This window comes from Streptomyces sp. NPDC055189 (genome assembly GCF_053606765.1).
This window is the reverse complement of the sequence record NZ_JBSGSG010000059.1, coordinates 20,578-35,257: the sequence shown is the minus strand read 5'-3', so window position 1 is coordinate 35,257 and position 14,680 is coordinate 20,578. Positions and strand designations below refer to the sequence as shown.

Sequence of the window (14,680 nt, the reverse complement as noted above, 5' to 3'; positions counted from 1 at the left end):
GATCCCGCGTCCCTGGCCGGCCCCCAGGTCGGCGATCGTCTCAACGAGCCCGAAAAACGAGGTGAACGAAGCCGTCGAAATCCTGAAGCAGCAGCCGCCTGAGCCGCCGCGGGGCACGGTGCCGAAGTGTAGGAGACCACCGTGTCCCTGCACGGACCCGAAGCGGACGCCGAGACGGAATCCAGCTTGGCTAAGGGCTGTCCCATAATTGATCTTGTGAGTGGTTCGGCCGGCGGCGACGTCCCGAGCCGTGCGGGGCTCAGCCGGCGAGGTTGAGGTTGTGCAAGCGGGCGATGCCGAGCATCGCGTGGTGGACGCCGTCGCCCTTCAGGCGGCAGTCGCGGAGGATCTTCCAATTCTTCATGCGGGCGAAGGTGTGCTCGACCAGGGCTCGAACTCGCTTGTGGACCTTGTTGTTGGCCTGCTGCCAGTCGGTCAGTTCCTCGCCGGGGCGCCGGCGGTGGGGCATGACCAGGCCGGTGCCGGGATAGCCGCCGTCGGCGATCGTGGTGGTGTGGCCGACGGCTGCCTTCGCCCCGGATTCCTCCCACGCCTTGCAGTGGTTGCGGTTGCCCGGCAGTGCGCGGCCGACCACGACGACCAGGCGGGTGTCGGCGTCGATGACCACCTGGTGGTTGGTGGAGTACCGATAGTTCTTCGACTGCTCGGCCACCGCGTGGTCGCGGGTGGGCACCAGGGTGCCGTCCAAGATCAGCACGGTGTCCTTCGCGAACCGCTGCCTCGGCTGGAACGCGAGCTTCGGCCCGAGATGGTCGATGATCCGGTCGGCGGCGGACTTCGAGACGCCGAAGAGCGGGGCGAGTTGGCGCAGCGTCAAGTTCGTGCGCCAGTAGGTCGCGACCAGCAGCACCCGGTCTTCCAGCGGCAGGCTCCAGGGCCGTCCGCGCCGCGGCTCGTCCGGGACCTTGCGCCACACCAGGGTCACCAACTTGCCGACGCAGCGCGGGCTCAGCCCGGTGAACGGGGCTATCAAGGACGGCTCCGACGCCGTGATCACACCAGCCATAGCAAGATCATTCCACTGTGGCTGAACCCTCCAGCCGATCAGGATGGACCCCGGACGCGAAGGCGAGGATCTCTCGGACCGCTTCGCGCAGACTGACGAAGTGACGATGCACGCCATCGACTGCCGCGGGGGTGTTCACGCCCCACACCGTCATCCCGGCACGCAGCCCGGACTGCACCCCGGAGGGAGCATCCTCAAGGACCAGGCAGTCCTCCGGCCTGGCGCCGAGTTGTGCGGCCGCCTGCAGATACGGCACCGGCGACGGCTTGCCGTCGGTCACGGCGGCCGCATCCACGACAACCTTCGGGACCGGCAAGCCCGTCCGTGCGAAACGTCCGCGTACCCGGTGCTCGTAGTTCGAGGTCACGAGCGCCCATGCCCCGGGCTCCAAGGCGTTCAGCAGTTCAGAGGCGCCCTGGAAGGCCGTATATGAACCGGTGCGAACGTCCTCGTCCTCCAGCTCATGCAGTGCGGCCAGGCACTCCCCGGCGTTCTGATCCGGAGCAACCTGCGCGAACGTCTCCATCGGCCTCGTCCGCAGTGCTACTCGGTAGACCTCATTAGGATCGAGTCCGTACCGTTCCGCCCACGTGCGCCAGACCAGACGCTGATTGTCCACGGCGTCGATCAACGTGCCATCGACATCGAACAGGACATACCTCATCGCACCGGGACGGCCGGGTTCACTGATCACGCCCCGATCATGCCATCAGGCCCTGAGCAGGCAGTTTGCGGGACAAGCCTGAGTGCCTGTTGTCGTTCCGAACTTGATCGCTGAGTTTCTGCTGGTGGGAGTGGCTTTCCGGCGGGTCAGGAAGACATGCCTGGTCCGTGTTCCTGCTCGTTCGGAGGTGGCCGGTGGTATCGGTACTGGGGTTGTTGGAGGCGAGGGAAGCATCAGCACGGGAGCGGGCCGAAGGCCTGCGCTCGGAGCTCGCGGCTGCCGAGCTGGAGGTGGAACGGCTGGTGTGTGCACGGGAGATGGTGAGCCAGGTGCTGTCCCAGCCGGAGGAGCAGGCCTCGCTCAAGGCAGTGCCCGGCCCGGATGCGTCCCGGGTGACGCCGAAGCGGGGTTCGGTGGTGCCGCATCACCGCGAGGGACTGGATGCGGGAGTGCTCGCGCCGGAGTACCGCCGGATCATGACCGTGCTCGCCTCCCGGACGCCTCAAGGCGGTCTGCGGGCCGCGGACTTGGCCCGCATGCTGGACCTCGAACTGGTTCCCGCGCAGATCGAAGGACTCAGGGCGAAGTTGAAGCGCCTGGTGGAGCGGGGCTGGGCGGTCGAGCCGGCGGCCGGGAGATTCGCAGCGGCGGCCGCCGTCGGGCCAGTCGGCGGCCCATGAGTATGGTCATCGACCACAGCATCATCGCCTCGCTGGTGGCGGGCAGGCGTTCGTAGTCGCGGACCAGGCGCCGTCGGTGCATCAGCCAGGCCAGGGTGCGCTCGACGCACCACCGCCGGGGCAGCACGGTGAAGCCGGTGCTGGCAGCGGGTCGTCTGACGACGGTCAGAGTCAGGGCGAGGTGGTCGCGGGCGGAGTCGACGAACCGGCCGGCACAGGCGCCGTCGGCCCAGACGAGCGTGATCTTGTGGTGGAGCCGGCGGAGTTGTTCCAGCAGCGGCTGGCCGGCGTCGCGGTCCTGGACGTTGGCGCCGGTCACGAGCACTACCAGCAGCATCCCCGTGCTGTCGACGGTGATATGGCGTTTGCGGCCGCCCACCTTCTTTCCGCTGTCCCAGCCGCGGGTTGCGGCGCCGACGGTCTCGGCCGCCCGCACGGACTGCGAGTCGACGATCGCCGCGGTCGGCTGGAGCGATCGCCCCTCGGCCTGCCGCACCCGGCCGCGCAATCGGTGGTGGAACTCGGCGATCAGCCCTTGCCCGCGCCAGCAACGGAAGAAGGCATAGACCGCGCTCCAGGCCGGGAAGTCGACCGGCATCGCCCGCCACTTGATTCCGTTGTCCAGGAGATAGCGCACCGCATCGAGCATCTGGCGGTGGCAGTAGCCTTCCGGCTGCCCGCCCCGGCCCTCCAGCCAGGCCGGAACCGGCAGCAGCGGCCGGATCGTCTCCCATTCCGCGTCCGTCATATCCGACGGGTAACGCCGAACACGCTCGGGGTGATCGGCCGCGTTTCCGAACCGATGGGCGGCACAACCACACGACGGGGATGCGGAGTTGAACTCGGTGGGCATGAACGCGTAGAACTGCGGCAACAGGGTCTCCTGGTTCTCGGTCGGCTTCGCAACCCCGAGCTACCAAGAGGCCCTGCCTTCATGCCCGGACCACCAGAAGACCACCCGACTCAGAACCCCGTTCGAGTCACCAGGCGCCACGCTCGATACGACAACGGGCACTGAGACACTGCCCCTCGGCGTTGGGTCGACATGAAGGGGTGCAGTGGGTGACGTTTGGGTCACTCCTGCGGCGGGTGCAGGTTAATGCGGCGACGGTTCACCTCTTCTGCCTCCCAGGTGCGCCCCAGCAGCACCAGCACGGAGGCCTGCGCTTGCAGCGCATCGCGGTATAGACGGGTAAGTGCCGGATCCTGTGCGGTCTGTCGGCGGAACAGCTCGGCTGCCCCTTCAGCTGCCTGCAGCGTTCCGGGCAGGACCTGCCCAGTGTCTGTGTCGACCCCTGCTACGGCCAGAACAAACAGTGAGAAGGCAAGTTCAGTGGCGCTCTCCGGCTGACCGCCAGCCGTCAACTCGAAGTGAAAATCCGCGGTTGGATTTGGCGTTGCTGCCTTCTCCAGATGCATGTGCTGCAGAGCAAGGCCGAGGTTCATCAAGGCCATTTTTTCACGATGCCAATCGTCGAGTTCACGGAAGACGGCGACAGCACGGCTATCAGCCTCAATGGCCTCCTCGAGACGGCCGGTTCGGCGCAAGGCGACGCCAAGGTTGCCCCACGCCATGCCCTCGCTGTGGCGGGCACCGAGTTCGTGCAGTAGAGCGGCAGCCTGGGAGTGGGCCTCGACTGCCTCCTCAAGACGGTCTGCCCCGCTCAAAGCGCTGCCGAGGTTGTTCAGCGCCACGCCTTCCCGGTCGAGGTCACCGAGTTCACGGCAGATGGTCAGGTCGCGGGTGTGCGCGTCGATGGCCTCCTCGAACTGGTTCATTTCACGCAGAGCATTGCCGAGGTTGTTCAGCGCCTGGCCTTCCAGGTGCCGATCTCCGAGTTCACGGCAGATCGCCAGGTAGCGGCCGTAGGCGTCGACAGCCTCGCTGAACCGGCTCGTCTCAAGGAAAGCGTTGCCGAGGTTGTTCCGTGCCGTGCCTTCGCTGAGCTGGTCATTAAACTCCCTGAAGATTGCGGCGGCCCGGGTATGGGCCTCGGCTGCCTCCTCGAACCGGCGCAACTCGGACCAGGTGCAGCCGAGGTTGTTCAGTACTTCGGCTTCCTGGTATCGATCTTCAAGACTGCGGCAGATAGCAAGGCTGCGGGTGTAGGCGTCAATGGCCTCATCGAACCGGCGCGCCTTCTGCAGGGCATTACCGAGCCTGTTCAGCGCCGAGCCTTCCTGGTGCGGGCTGCCAAGCTCGCGACAGACGGCCAAGTGGTACGTGAGTGCGTCAATGGCCTCGTTTAACCGGTGCACCTGACGTAAAGCTTCGCCGAGGTTTGCCAGCACGACGCTCGCACGGTCCCGGTCGCCCAACTCCCGGCAGATGTTTAGGGCGTCGACGAGTACGACCAGGGACTGCTCGAACCGCCGCATCGCACAGAGGGTGCTGCCCAGGCTGCCCAGCGCTGTGCTCTCCCCCTGCCGGTCACCAAGCTCGCGGCAGATGGCCAGCTCGCGGGTGTGCGCATCCATGGCCTCATCGAACCGGCGCGCCCCACTCAAAGCATGGCCCAGTCCAGCCAGCGCTATGCCCTCACCCCGCCGGTCACCAAGATCACGGCAGATGCCGAGGTCTCGGGTGTGGGCATCAATAGCCTCGTCGAACCGGCGCAACCCCTTGAAGGCGTGGCCGAGGTTGTTCAGCGCCATGCCCTCTCTGCGCCGGTCACCAAGCTCACGGTAGACGGTGAGGGCAGTGCTGGTGATGGTGATCAAGTCCTGATAGCGGCGGCGAGAGTCGAGAAAGCGGGCGAGGTCCCAGGCAAGAGAGGTCGCGGTGTCGGGGTGGCCGAGTGCCGGAGCAGAGGTAACCGTGGCGATCAAGTTGCTGAGTTCAGCGTCTAGCCAGTCCATTGCAGCTTGCCGGGTTTCGAAGCGGGCCGAGGGAGGCCTGAGGCGCTTGCCCAGATGAGTGCTGGCGGCAGTGGTGGTGGCGACATAGTAGGCAAAGAGACGGGTTTGGGCGCCCAGGCGCGTGGTGGGACTGTCTCGGTCAGCGCCCTTGTCCAGGGCGAAGAGGCGGACCAGGTCGTGCAGCCGCCAGCGGCCCCAGGGGTGCCCGAACTCGACTAGATGGCTCTCCGCGAGGTGCTGCAGCAGTTCCTCTGCTTCGCCTGGTTCTCCATCGGCGAGGCAAGCGGCGGCTTCGGTGGACAGGTCGGGGCCACAGTTGAGAGGCAGCAACCGGAACAGTGCGGCAACGCCGTCGTCAAGGAGTTGGTAGGACAGGTCGAAGGCAGCCCGCACGGCCCGATTAGGTCGACTGAGCTTGTCGAGTCGGCTGTGCTCGACGTCGAGGGCAGAGGCGAGAGAGGCTGCTGGGCGGGTAGGTGCGGCGGCCAGGATGGCGGCCGCAATACGAAGAGCCAAGGGCAAGCCGGCGCACAGACGGGCAATCGCCATCGCCGCCCCGGGGTCGTCGGCCATCCGGGTGTCGGTGCTTCCGCGGGCGCGGCGCACGGCCTGGTCAAGCAGATCGGCGGAGGCCCGGTCGTCGAGGACGTCGAGGTCCAAGAGGCGGACATCATCGAGGTCGAGGAAGTGGCGGGAGGTCACTAGAGCGGCCGTGGCGCCGTCGGTGGGCAGCAAGGGGCTGACCTGTTCGGCGACGGCCGCATTGTCGATGATCACCAAGAGCCGTCGACCGTGACGGGCGTAGGTGGACAACACACTGCGGTACAGCCGCTGCCTGTCCTGCAGGCTCGGGGGAATGTGCTCGCCCGGGATACCCAGCGCGCGCAGCCATCCGTCCAGGGCCTGTTCTGGGGGCACTCGCCGGTCGGAGTCATAGCCCGACAGGTCCGCAAAGAGCACCCCGCCCGGGAACCACCCTGGTTTCCGCAGCGCTTGGGCGGCGGTTTGCACTACGAGTTCGGTCTTGCCGACGCCAGCCAGTCCCGCCACCGCCGAGCACGACCGATCACCCCCTGGCCGGAGAGCTTTGAGAAGATGGCGAAGTTGTTCGTCACGACCAGTGAACGTCTGCGAGGCAGCGGGAAGGCCCGACAGTGCCGGGGTGACCTGTGGTGGCAACTGGACGGTGATGTTCCGGCCCTGGATAACCATGTGGAAGAACACTCCACCGGTGATCGTGTTCTCTACGCCCTCACTGCCTGCGGCAGCGTCCTGTGCCCCTGCCACGGCGGCGTTCAGTTCTGGACCGGCGAGTTGGGAAACGACGGGCCAAAGTAGTCGCGCCCCTGCAGCACGGGACCGTGCTGAGTCCCGCCGCTGATGGTGTTGTTGACCTCTCCCCCGCCGACGCACATCCGACTCGTCTGCGCATGCCAACCTTCCAGGCCGGCACGAAATCCCCCGTCCAGCGCCGCCCGCATGGCCAGTGCCGTGCTGAGCGCCGATGCCCGGTCCAAGTTGGTCGGCTCCTGGGTCAATTGTGCCAGTTCCGCCTGGCCGGAGCTGACTCCAGGGACATCGTCGCCGTGATCACGCCTCAAGGGGCGACGGACCAGCGCCGTCAACCCGGCCCATGCCTGCCGGCCGAGTTCCCCTCCGGCCCCACCAGCCAAAGCCGCCAGCAACCCCACTGACACCGGGTCCATACCGCACCACCCCTAACCATTTGTGATCAGGCCTTCACAAAGAGTGGACGAAACGTAGGGAGTCGGCGGTTCCAACCGAACCGGATGATCACACCCCGGCATCCGGCATCCGGCATCCGCCGACCAACTGGACGCGCACGCTTCGCCGATCACAGCGGCTCACCGCAGGGTTCCCCCCAACCGACCGCTGTCGCCGAAGGGTGTAGCTCTCGGCTCATACAAGCGGATGCTGTTGGAGATCTTCACTCGTCTTGCTGAAGTCCCGTCGCGAGGTCTCCCGTTGGTCGGGGAGTCGTGCTGCGCTGAGCGGGGCGGGGTGCTTCGGGGCGGCCGGAGGGGTGACCGCGATGTCCATGGGCTCCGGTTCGGGGTGGGTGATCCCGCCGTTGACGGTGCGGATGGCGCGGGCGAGTAACCCGCGGGGCACGGCGGCGATCTGGGTGCGGGATCGTCCGGACGAACTGTTCACGGACGAGGACTTCACCGACTGGTACCCGGCCGACGGGCGGCGGGGCCTGTCGCCGGCCCGCCTGGCGATGGTGTCGGTGCTGCAGTATGCGGAGAACCTGAGTGATCGGCAGGCCGCCGAGGCGGTCCGTTGCAGGCTGGACTGGAAATACTGCTTGGGTCTTGAGCTGGACGACCCTGGCTTCGATCACTCTGTGCCGAGTGAGTTCAGGGACCGGATGGCCCAAGGCGACCGGGCAGACCGGTTGCTGGCTGTCATGGTTGACCACTTGGTGGCGGCCGGTCTGGTCAAACGGCACGGCCGGCTGCGGAGCGATTCCACCCATGTGCTGGCTGCGGTGCGGAAGCTGAACCGAGTGGAGCTGGTCACCGAGACCCTGCGGGCGGCCCTGGAGGCACTCGCCGCGACCAACGACACCTGGCTCGCACCGATGGTGACGATGGCATGGGTGGAACGCTACGGGCGCCCGGCCCGTTACGACCGGCTGCCCAGGACGAAACGGGAATTGCTGAGCTTGTACGCGTGGTGTCGTGAGAAGCTGACGCCTGATGATCGTCGCGGTATGCCCGAGGTATGAGGTAATCCATGACTCTGCGTGACGCCCGAGGATAAATGCCGAGCTCAGGACAGAGAGTTGGAAATCCGGAGCGAGCGACGGCCACGACAGCATCGATCCGCCCCGTAACGGGCCACGACGAAACGGAGGAGGACAAGCTCAGAACCAGCTCTGGAACTGGCTTGCGTTGCAGGGGAAGGTGCGCAGACCGTAGGCGTTGCTGTCGTCCAGGCACTTGCCGTTGAACTGGTTCTGCAGGCGCCGGGTTCCGTCGTTCCAGGCTTTGACACTCCACTTCTCGGCGCCTGGAGGGGACCCGTTGCAGGCGGACGTGTATGGACCGCCGAATCCTGAGGACAGGCACCGGGACGTGGCCTGATTCTTGAAGGTCGGCTTCACGCAGCAGTTCGACGCCCTGGCCAGAGGCGAGGTGGGTGCGGCTTTCCTGCGCGCGCCGCTGCCCGCCAGGTTCCAGACACAGCACCTGGCCAGTGAGCCACAGGTGGTCTGTCTCTCAGCGGATGACCCTCTGGCCCGCGAGACGGTGCTCACCTTGGATCAACTCGCCGACAGCCTGGTGGTCGACATGCCACGCGAAGTACCGCGCATGTGGTGGGACCACCTCACCGTCAACCCGCGGCCGGACGGATCCGCGGTCCGCTACGGGCCCGTAGTGCGCGACACCGAAGCCATGGTCCTGGCCGTACTGCAGCAGCAGGCCATCACGTTCCTGCCGGCCGCAGCGCGTGAACGCTACCCACGTCCCGGCCTCGTCTACGTAGATGCTCCCGAGCTGGGAAACTCCGAGTCCGTGCTGGCATGGCTTCCGGAGAACCGAGACATGCCGGCAGTACGGGCGCTGAGGACAGCGGCCCACGCCTCGACATGAGTCCCCCCTGGGCCCCCCTACCTACGGGGTTGTTGAGGCTGGATGAGGCCTTGGCGGTGGGGAGCTTGGGCCCTGGGTTGCTAGGAATCTGGCAGCGAGAGAACGCTGTCGTGCAGGAGGGCCGGGGTTCGTCGCTGACGAAGGATCCGCTGCGCCTCGGCCTTTGGGGGTGGGCGCGTGCCCGTTGAAGAGAAGGTGGGGTGTGTGACCCGGCAGGGCAGGCGTTTCCTCCAGGGCCTTCAACAGCCGTCGCTGGCTCGACTACGCAACCTGTGCCGTGGACCCGCGCGCCAGGAGCTGTGGTTCGAAAAGCAGCTCCTCCGGCCGCACCGGGCTGCCCGCGAGCTGCGACATGAGCAGCTCCGTCACGGTGCGGCTCATTGCCTCGACCGGCTGGCGGATGGTGGTGAGGGAGGGCCCGGTCCAGTTCATGAGCGCCGAGCCGTCAAACCCGACGACGGAAGCCTCGCGCGGTACGTCGAGGGCCTTGGCGCCGGGCCGCGCGCACCGCGCCGAGGGCTTGTGGGTCACTTGCGCAGATCAGGCCCGTGACACCGTCGCTGATCAACTGGGTTGCGGCGGCCTGGCCTCCCTCGAGCGAGAACATCCCGTGCACCACGTGCGCCTCAGGCAGCGAGTTGCCTGCCGCCTTGGCCGTGGCGCGTGCGGCGGCGACCTTGCGCTGTGAGGCCACATGGTCGGCCGGTCCCAGCACGAGGCCGATCCGCTCGTGGCCGAGCGAGACGAGATGGCGCCGGCTCCGCTCTACAGACGCAACGTCGTCACACGAAACCGCAGGAAAGTCGAGACGGCACATTGGACCGCCCGGTGGCTGGCCGCATTGGTACGTGGTCGATCGCGTGACATGGCATCACTGCCAGGAGGGGCGTGACCAGGGCCTCTGGCCAGTCCGCGGCAGGGTCACGCCGTCGTCGCCTCATGGTTCCAGTCCGTGCCGACGAGGCCGTCAGGCTGCCCGGACACAGAAGGGGTGTCCGGCCGGGCTGGCGTAGACGCGGGAGCCTTTTGCGTCGGAGTCGGTGACGTCGTCTGTGGGGCGCAGGCGCCGGCCGCCTGCGGTCAGGACCTGTTGGTCCGCGGCGGCCAGGTCGCCGGTGGCGAGGTCGAAGTGCATCTGCTGTGCGTTGCCATCGGGCCACTGCGGCGGCACGTGTCCCGGAGCCTTCTGGACAGCGATGACGGGAAGGCCGTCGGAGTGCAGGAAGTGATGCGTCGGCGTCTGGGTGAGGGATCCGCCGAGCAGGCTGTGCCAGAAGGCGCTTTCGCTGGCGGGGTCCGCGCTGTCGATGATCAGCGCGGTCAGTTGGAAGTTCACCGTTGGTCCCTGTCCGTGAGTGGGTCGAGTGGAGGTGGTTCGGTCAGATGGTCGGGATGATGCCGCCGTCGACCCGGAACTGGGCTCCGGTGAGCCACTTGGCGCGGCTGGAGGCGAGGAACGCGATCATCTCGGCGACGTCCTCAGGGTCGCCCGGGCGTCCCATCGGCACCTTCAGGTGATCGACGATCTGGCGCTCGATGTCGGCGTATCCCACGCCCTGGCGGTCGGCCATCTGCCGGAGATGATCGACGGCACCTTCGGTGGCGACGAACCCGGGGAGCACGCAGACGACGCGCACGCCGTTGTGGCTGATGGAGGTGGCCAGTTCGCGGCTGTAGGCGTTCAGTGCCGCTTTGGCCGCAGCGTAGGAGACGTCGTCGGGCTGGGGCAGCCGGCTGGCGATTGAGGACACGTGCACCACGACGCCGGATCCGCGCTCGACCATCCCGGGCACCAGGGCGCGGTCGAGGCGGACCGCGCTGAGCAGGTTCATGTCCAGGTCCTGGAGCCAGGACGCATCCGTGCGCTCCAGCGTGGGCACCGATGACGTTGCCGCGCCCGCGTTGTTGACCAGGACGTCGACGCCGCCGAAGTCCTCGATCACCCGCCGCCCCAGCTCGGACACTCCCCGCTCGGTGCGCAGGTCGGCCGGGATGAAGGTGGCGAGCACGTCATCGTCCGGTGCGGTGCGCGAGGCGGTCAGCACGGTGGCGCCCGCCGCTGCGAAGCGCCGCGCGGTGGCGGCGCCCAGTCCGCGGCTGGCCCCGGTCACCAGAACCCGCAGTCCCTTGAAGTCCTCGTCCGCGACGGTCATAGGTCTACTCCCCGGCTAAAATGAACCTGACTCCGGAAACGGTACACATAAACGGAACCCGATTCACCTTGGAGGAGCGTTGCCCTCGTCACGCCCCCTGCGCGCCGACGCGCGCCGCAACCGCGAAGCCCTGCTCGCAGCGGCCCGCGAGGCATTCCTGTCCGGGGACACGGATGCGCACGTGGAAGAGATCGCCAAACGGGCCGGCGTCGCGGTCGGCACCCTCTACCGCCACTTCGACACCCGCGAAGCCCTGATCGCCGAGGTCTACCGCCAAGAAGTCGCCGAACTGTGCACCGCCCCCGCACGGCTGCTCGCCGAACATCCCGCCGACGACGCCCTGCACGCCTTCCTGCTCCTGCTCGTACAGCACTCGGCAACCGGCAAAGGCATGGGCGAAGCCCTGGAAAGCATCATGGCGACAGACTCACCCGTCTTCGACGAGGCCCGCGACGAGATGGCACGCGCCCTCGACCAACTGCTCACCGCGGGCGCCGGGGCGGGACTCCTGCGCGACGACGTCAGCGGCCGGATCGTCCTGCGGGCGCTCGGAGGCATCTGCGGCATGCGCGCCGCCGGCTGGCAGGACGACGCCCGGCACATCGCAGCGATCCTCTGCGACGGCCTGCGCCGCACGACCGCCACGCCTGCCGGCACCCCCCGCCGGCACAGCCGGGACGAGGACGACGAGCAGGAGTGAGCGCCGGCAGTCGCTGCTGCCGGCGTACGGGCGAACGCACCCAGCCGGGCGCGCCGGCGCGGCGCCGCCCCCGCCTCGTCCATCCCGACGGCCTGAGCACGAACCCGGTCGCCGCATGGCTGCGGGAGCGCCGACGAGACCGGCCCCGCACCGCCGGCACGTATTTGCTCATCGCCCGGCACACCTGCCGCCACATGGCACGGGCCGTCTCCACAGGGTCTTCCGCGGTGCGGCGGAGGTGCTTCGAGCCAGGAATCGAGCGACCGGCCGAGCGCCTTGTGCAGGCTCTCCGTGCCGGCATCGACCGGGCCGCCCGACCAGGATTCCTCGGTGTACACCCGGATTTCGTCGCCGTGGGCCTCGAAACGCCACTCGTGGACGGCGGTGATGCCGTGGGCGAAGCCGCCCCACAGGACGCGCCCGGGAGCCTGGACGGCGTAGACGGTGGGGCCGATGGACAGGCCGGTGGTCCGGCGGAAGGTGCTGCCGGGCGCCACGGGGCCGTCGGTCCGGGCGGATCCGATGGCGGTCTGCCGGCGAGGCCAGGCGTCGATGTCGGCGTGCAGCTGCCATACCCGGCCGGCGTCCGGGGTGCCGAAGAGGCCGGCGCCGCCGCAGACTCCTCGGCGGCGTAGAGGCGGGCATCGATATCGGTGGGCCGTCGTCCGTCTCCGCGTGCGCCGGTTCTTCTGTGATCAGAACCAGTGCCGGCGTCGGGCGTATGCGGAACAGGCGAGCAGAGCGCGGGCAGTGACCGAGCTCCGCACCCCGGCCGCTCCCGCTCCGCGTGAGCGGAAGCGGTTCGCTCCGCTCACCGCCAGGCGCCCGAGCTCCGCACGGGCGCCAACTGCAGGGCAGCCGCCTCGTGTTGCGAGGCGCGGCCGGACTCCGGCCGGACCGTGGCCTGCGCTGCGCTCCAGCTGCCAGAACGCGCAGCAGCAGGCCGCCGGCGTGGGGTCTGCTATTCCGGCTGGGTTACCGTCAGGGCCCAGCGCACATCCTCCTGCGATGCGTCGACTCCCACCGTGAAGGACCCAGACCTCACCACGCCCTCATCCAGCGTCACCGACCCCACGCCCGCGGTGCCCACCGGGCAGTCCACCTCGAACCCGGCCACCTGCACCTGCTGCGACTCCATCGTCACCGCCACGCTGCCGCCGCCCTCACAAGCGACCGTGAGCACCGTCGGCAGTCCCTCCCGGGCCCCGCCGGACACAACCCCGCCATCGCCCGTTCTCTTCTCAACCCACACCAGGCCGTCAGGCCCGGGATGCGGAAGAAGCCCCCCAGCAGCCACAGCCGGCGCCGCCCCGGCCCCAGCCACGGCACAGACTGCCAGCATCCCCGCCAACACGATCTTCCGTGCATTCATCACGCAGCGCCCCTCCCAGTGACCTGTCATGGCACGGCCATTCTGGCGGGCAACCCCCACACGCACCTGAGTACCCGTACTCATGACTCCCGGCCGGAGAGACGGCCCGCGCCAAAGCCCGCCCGCAGGCCAAGCGGCGGACGCAAGAGGCCGGGGGGATGCAGCCAGTTGCCGCCCTGTCAGCGGTAGACCGGAGCCGGGCCCGGAGGAAAGGGAGGAGGGGCCGGAGGAGCGGGGGGCTCGAAGAGGTCACCAGGAGGGTCATACGGCTGGGTCGAACTCCCGGGATCAGGATCAGGGAAATCAATGTTCTCCACAGCCCACATGACGCCCAACACGGCCGCCGCGACAACCGCGATGACAACCCCACAGAGAACAATCCTCACCACTTCGCGACCCAGGCTCCGGCGCATCCAACTCCCCCACCCTTCGAACAGAGCCCCGGGGCCTTTGACAGACAATCAGCCCCTTCCTCTACCCCTACCCGGCAGAAACGATTCTCTTCACCTGCGCCCCGCCTCAGTACGCACAAACACCAAGAGCCCACCCGATGAGCAGCAGTACTGCCCGGGTACCGGCGGTCAAGCACCCAAGCCGTCAGGCCGGTTGATGACCTGTGTAGCCTGCGGCCGGTGGACACGGGACCGAACGCAGATGACTGGCTGGCCGATACACGGACGTCTTACGACACCGTCGCGGCAAGCTACGAAGAGCTGACACGCCACCTCCTGGACGAAACACCCGAGGAACGCGCGGTCCTGGCACTGTTCGCCGGCCTGGTGCGTGCCCGGGGCGGCGGGCCGGTCGCGGACGTGGGGTGCGGGACCGGCCGGATCACAGGCCACCTGCGCCACCTCGACCTGGACGCGTTCGGCATCGACCTGTCCCCCGGCATGCTCGAGGTGGCCCGCCGTCGTCACCCCGGTGCGCGCTTCGACCTCGGCTCCATGACGGACCTCGCCCTGGCCGACGCCTCCGTGACCGGCCTGGTCGCCTGGTACTCACTGATCCACATTCCCGACACCGAAATCAGACCGGTCCTTGCCCACTTCCGCCGGGTACTCCGGCCCGAGGGGCCGCTGCTGCTCAGTTTCCATGTCGGCGACACCTCGCAGCTGAAAACCGAGGGCTACGGCGGGCACCCGATGAACGTCTACGTCCACCGCCGGCAGCACCACCAAATGATCCAGTGGCTCAACGAAGCCGGGTTCACCGTCCGGACACACACCACTCTCACCTCTGCCGAGAGCAAACTGGGAGGAATCATCCTCGCGCACCGTCAAACCTGACCGGCTCCGCCCACCGCCAGGCGAAGCCCAACAGATGATCCGTACGACGTTCCCGCCCGAAAACAGACAGACCCGCGAAGGACCCAGCTCGTTCTTCAACCCGCTGCGTGCAGTGGTCCGAGGCCGGAATGTCAGTGACCGGTGATACCTGCCGGACGCGGGAGATACGATTTCGGGGGATTGCTGCCCTGCGCGCAACCTTTCCAACAGAGGTCCGCCACCGCCCGTTGCACGGGGAGGAGCTTCGGGTGCGGGAGCGAAGGCACGGGGTGGTGCTGCGGGAGCCGTACCGCACTTTCGTGACCGAGATCGCCAA

At 67.8% G+C, this 14,680-nt stretch carries 12 protein-coding genes and 1 pseudogene; 4 read left to right on the top strand and 9 right to left on the bottom strand.

Annotated features, from left to right (window positions below; all coding sequences use genetic code 11):
* Positions 1-259: 259 nt before the first annotated feature.
* From ACWFR3_RS31775 to ACWFR3_RS31755, 5 genes are all read right to left on the bottom strand, one after another.
* Entirely contained in the window at positions 260-1,027 is a 768-nt protein-coding gene (locus tag ACWFR3_RS31775) for a transposase (RefSeq protein ID WP_453738115.1), read from the bottom strand.
* A gap of 7 nt (positions 1,028-1,034) precedes the next feature.
* Complete coding sequence (locus ACWFR3_RS31770) at positions 1,035-1,721, bottom strand: HAD-IA family hydrolase (protein WP_453738114.1); 687 nt, start codon at positions 1,719-1,721, stop codon at positions 1,035-1,037.
* Between the two features lie 546 nt (positions 1,722-2,267).
* A complete protein-coding gene (locus tag ACWFR3_RS31765) occupies positions 2,268-3,245 on the bottom strand; it encodes an IS5 family transposase (protein ID WP_453738113.1) in 978 nt (325 codons plus the stop codon).
* Between the two features lie 200 nt (positions 3,246-3,445).
* Positions 3,446-6,517 carry a tetratricopeptide repeat protein gene (locus tag ACWFR3_RS31760; RefSeq protein ID WP_453738112.1) on the bottom strand — a complete coding sequence of 1,024 codons (3,072 nt, stop codon included), beginning with the start codon at positions 6,515-6,517 and terminating at the stop codon, positions 3,446-3,448.
* An 8-nt stretch (positions 6,518-6,525) separates the two neighbouring features.
* Positions 6,526-6,936 carry a hypothetical protein gene (locus ACWFR3_RS31755; protein WP_453738111.1) on the bottom strand — a complete coding sequence of 137 codons (411 nt, stop codon included), beginning with the start codon at positions 6,934-6,936 and terminating at the stop codon, positions 6,526-6,528.
* A 347-nt stretch (positions 6,937-7,283) separates the two neighbouring features.
* Between ACWFR3_RS31755 and ACWFR3_RS31750 the strand changes: the two genes are divergently transcribed.
* Together ACWFR3_RS31750 and ACWFR3_RS31745 are read left to right on the top strand one after the other, a co-directional pair.
* Complete coding sequence (locus ACWFR3_RS31750; protein ID WP_453738110.1) at positions 7,284-7,982, top strand: transposase; 699 nt, start codon at positions 7,284-7,286, stop codon at positions 7,980-7,982.
* Positions 7,983-8,343: 361 nt separating this feature from the next.
* Positions 8,344-8,850, top strand: a complete 507-nt coding sequence (locus ACWFR3_RS31745; RefSeq protein WP_453738109.1) for a LysR substrate-binding domain-containing protein — start codon at positions 8,344-8,346, stop codon at positions 8,848-8,850.
* 261 nt (positions 8,851-9,111) lie between these two features.
* Here ACWFR3_RS31745 and ACWFR3_RS31740 read toward each other — a convergent pair.
* From ACWFR3_RS31740 to ACWFR3_RS31730, 3 genes and pseudogenes are all read right to left on the bottom strand, one after another.
* Positions 9,112-9,658, bottom strand: a pseudogene (locus ACWFR3_RS31740) (substrate-binding domain-containing protein); the annotation flags it as partial.
* A gap of 159 nt (positions 9,659-9,817) precedes the next feature.
* Positions 9,818-10,186 carry a VOC family protein gene (locus ACWFR3_RS31735; protein ID WP_453738108.1) on the bottom strand — a complete coding sequence of 123 codons (369 nt, stop codon included), beginning with the start codon at positions 10,184-10,186 and terminating at the stop codon, positions 9,818-9,820.
* A gap of 43 nt (positions 10,187-10,229) precedes the next feature.
* On the bottom strand, positions 10,230-11,003 hold the full coding sequence (locus ACWFR3_RS31730) for an oxidoreductase (protein WP_453738107.1): 774 nt from the start codon (positions 11,001-11,003) through the stop codon (positions 10,230-10,232).
* 79 nt (positions 11,004-11,082) lie between these two features.
* Between ACWFR3_RS31730 and ACWFR3_RS31725 the strand changes: the two genes are divergently transcribed.
* Positions 11,083-11,703: a TetR/AcrR family transcriptional regulator gene (locus ACWFR3_RS31725; protein ID WP_453738106.1), complete on the top strand. Its 621-nt coding sequence runs from the start codon at positions 11,083-11,085 to the stop codon at positions 11,701-11,703.
* A gap of 961 nt (positions 11,704-12,664) precedes the next feature.
* Here the strand turns inward: ACWFR3_RS31725 and ACWFR3_RS31720 are convergent.
* Complete coding sequence (locus tag ACWFR3_RS31720) at positions 12,665-12,886, bottom strand: hypothetical protein (protein WP_453738105.1); 222 nt, start codon at positions 12,884-12,886, stop codon at positions 12,665-12,667.
* An 821-nt stretch (positions 12,887-13,707) separates the two neighbouring features.
* On the opposite strand from ACWFR3_RS31720, the gene ACWFR3_RS31715 reads away from it, so the two are divergent.
* A complete protein-coding gene (locus ACWFR3_RS31715; protein WP_453738104.1) occupies positions 13,708-14,364 on the top strand; it encodes a class I SAM-dependent DNA methyltransferase in 657 nt (218 codons plus the stop codon).
* The last annotated feature ends 316 nt before the right edge of the window (positions 14,365-14,680 follow it).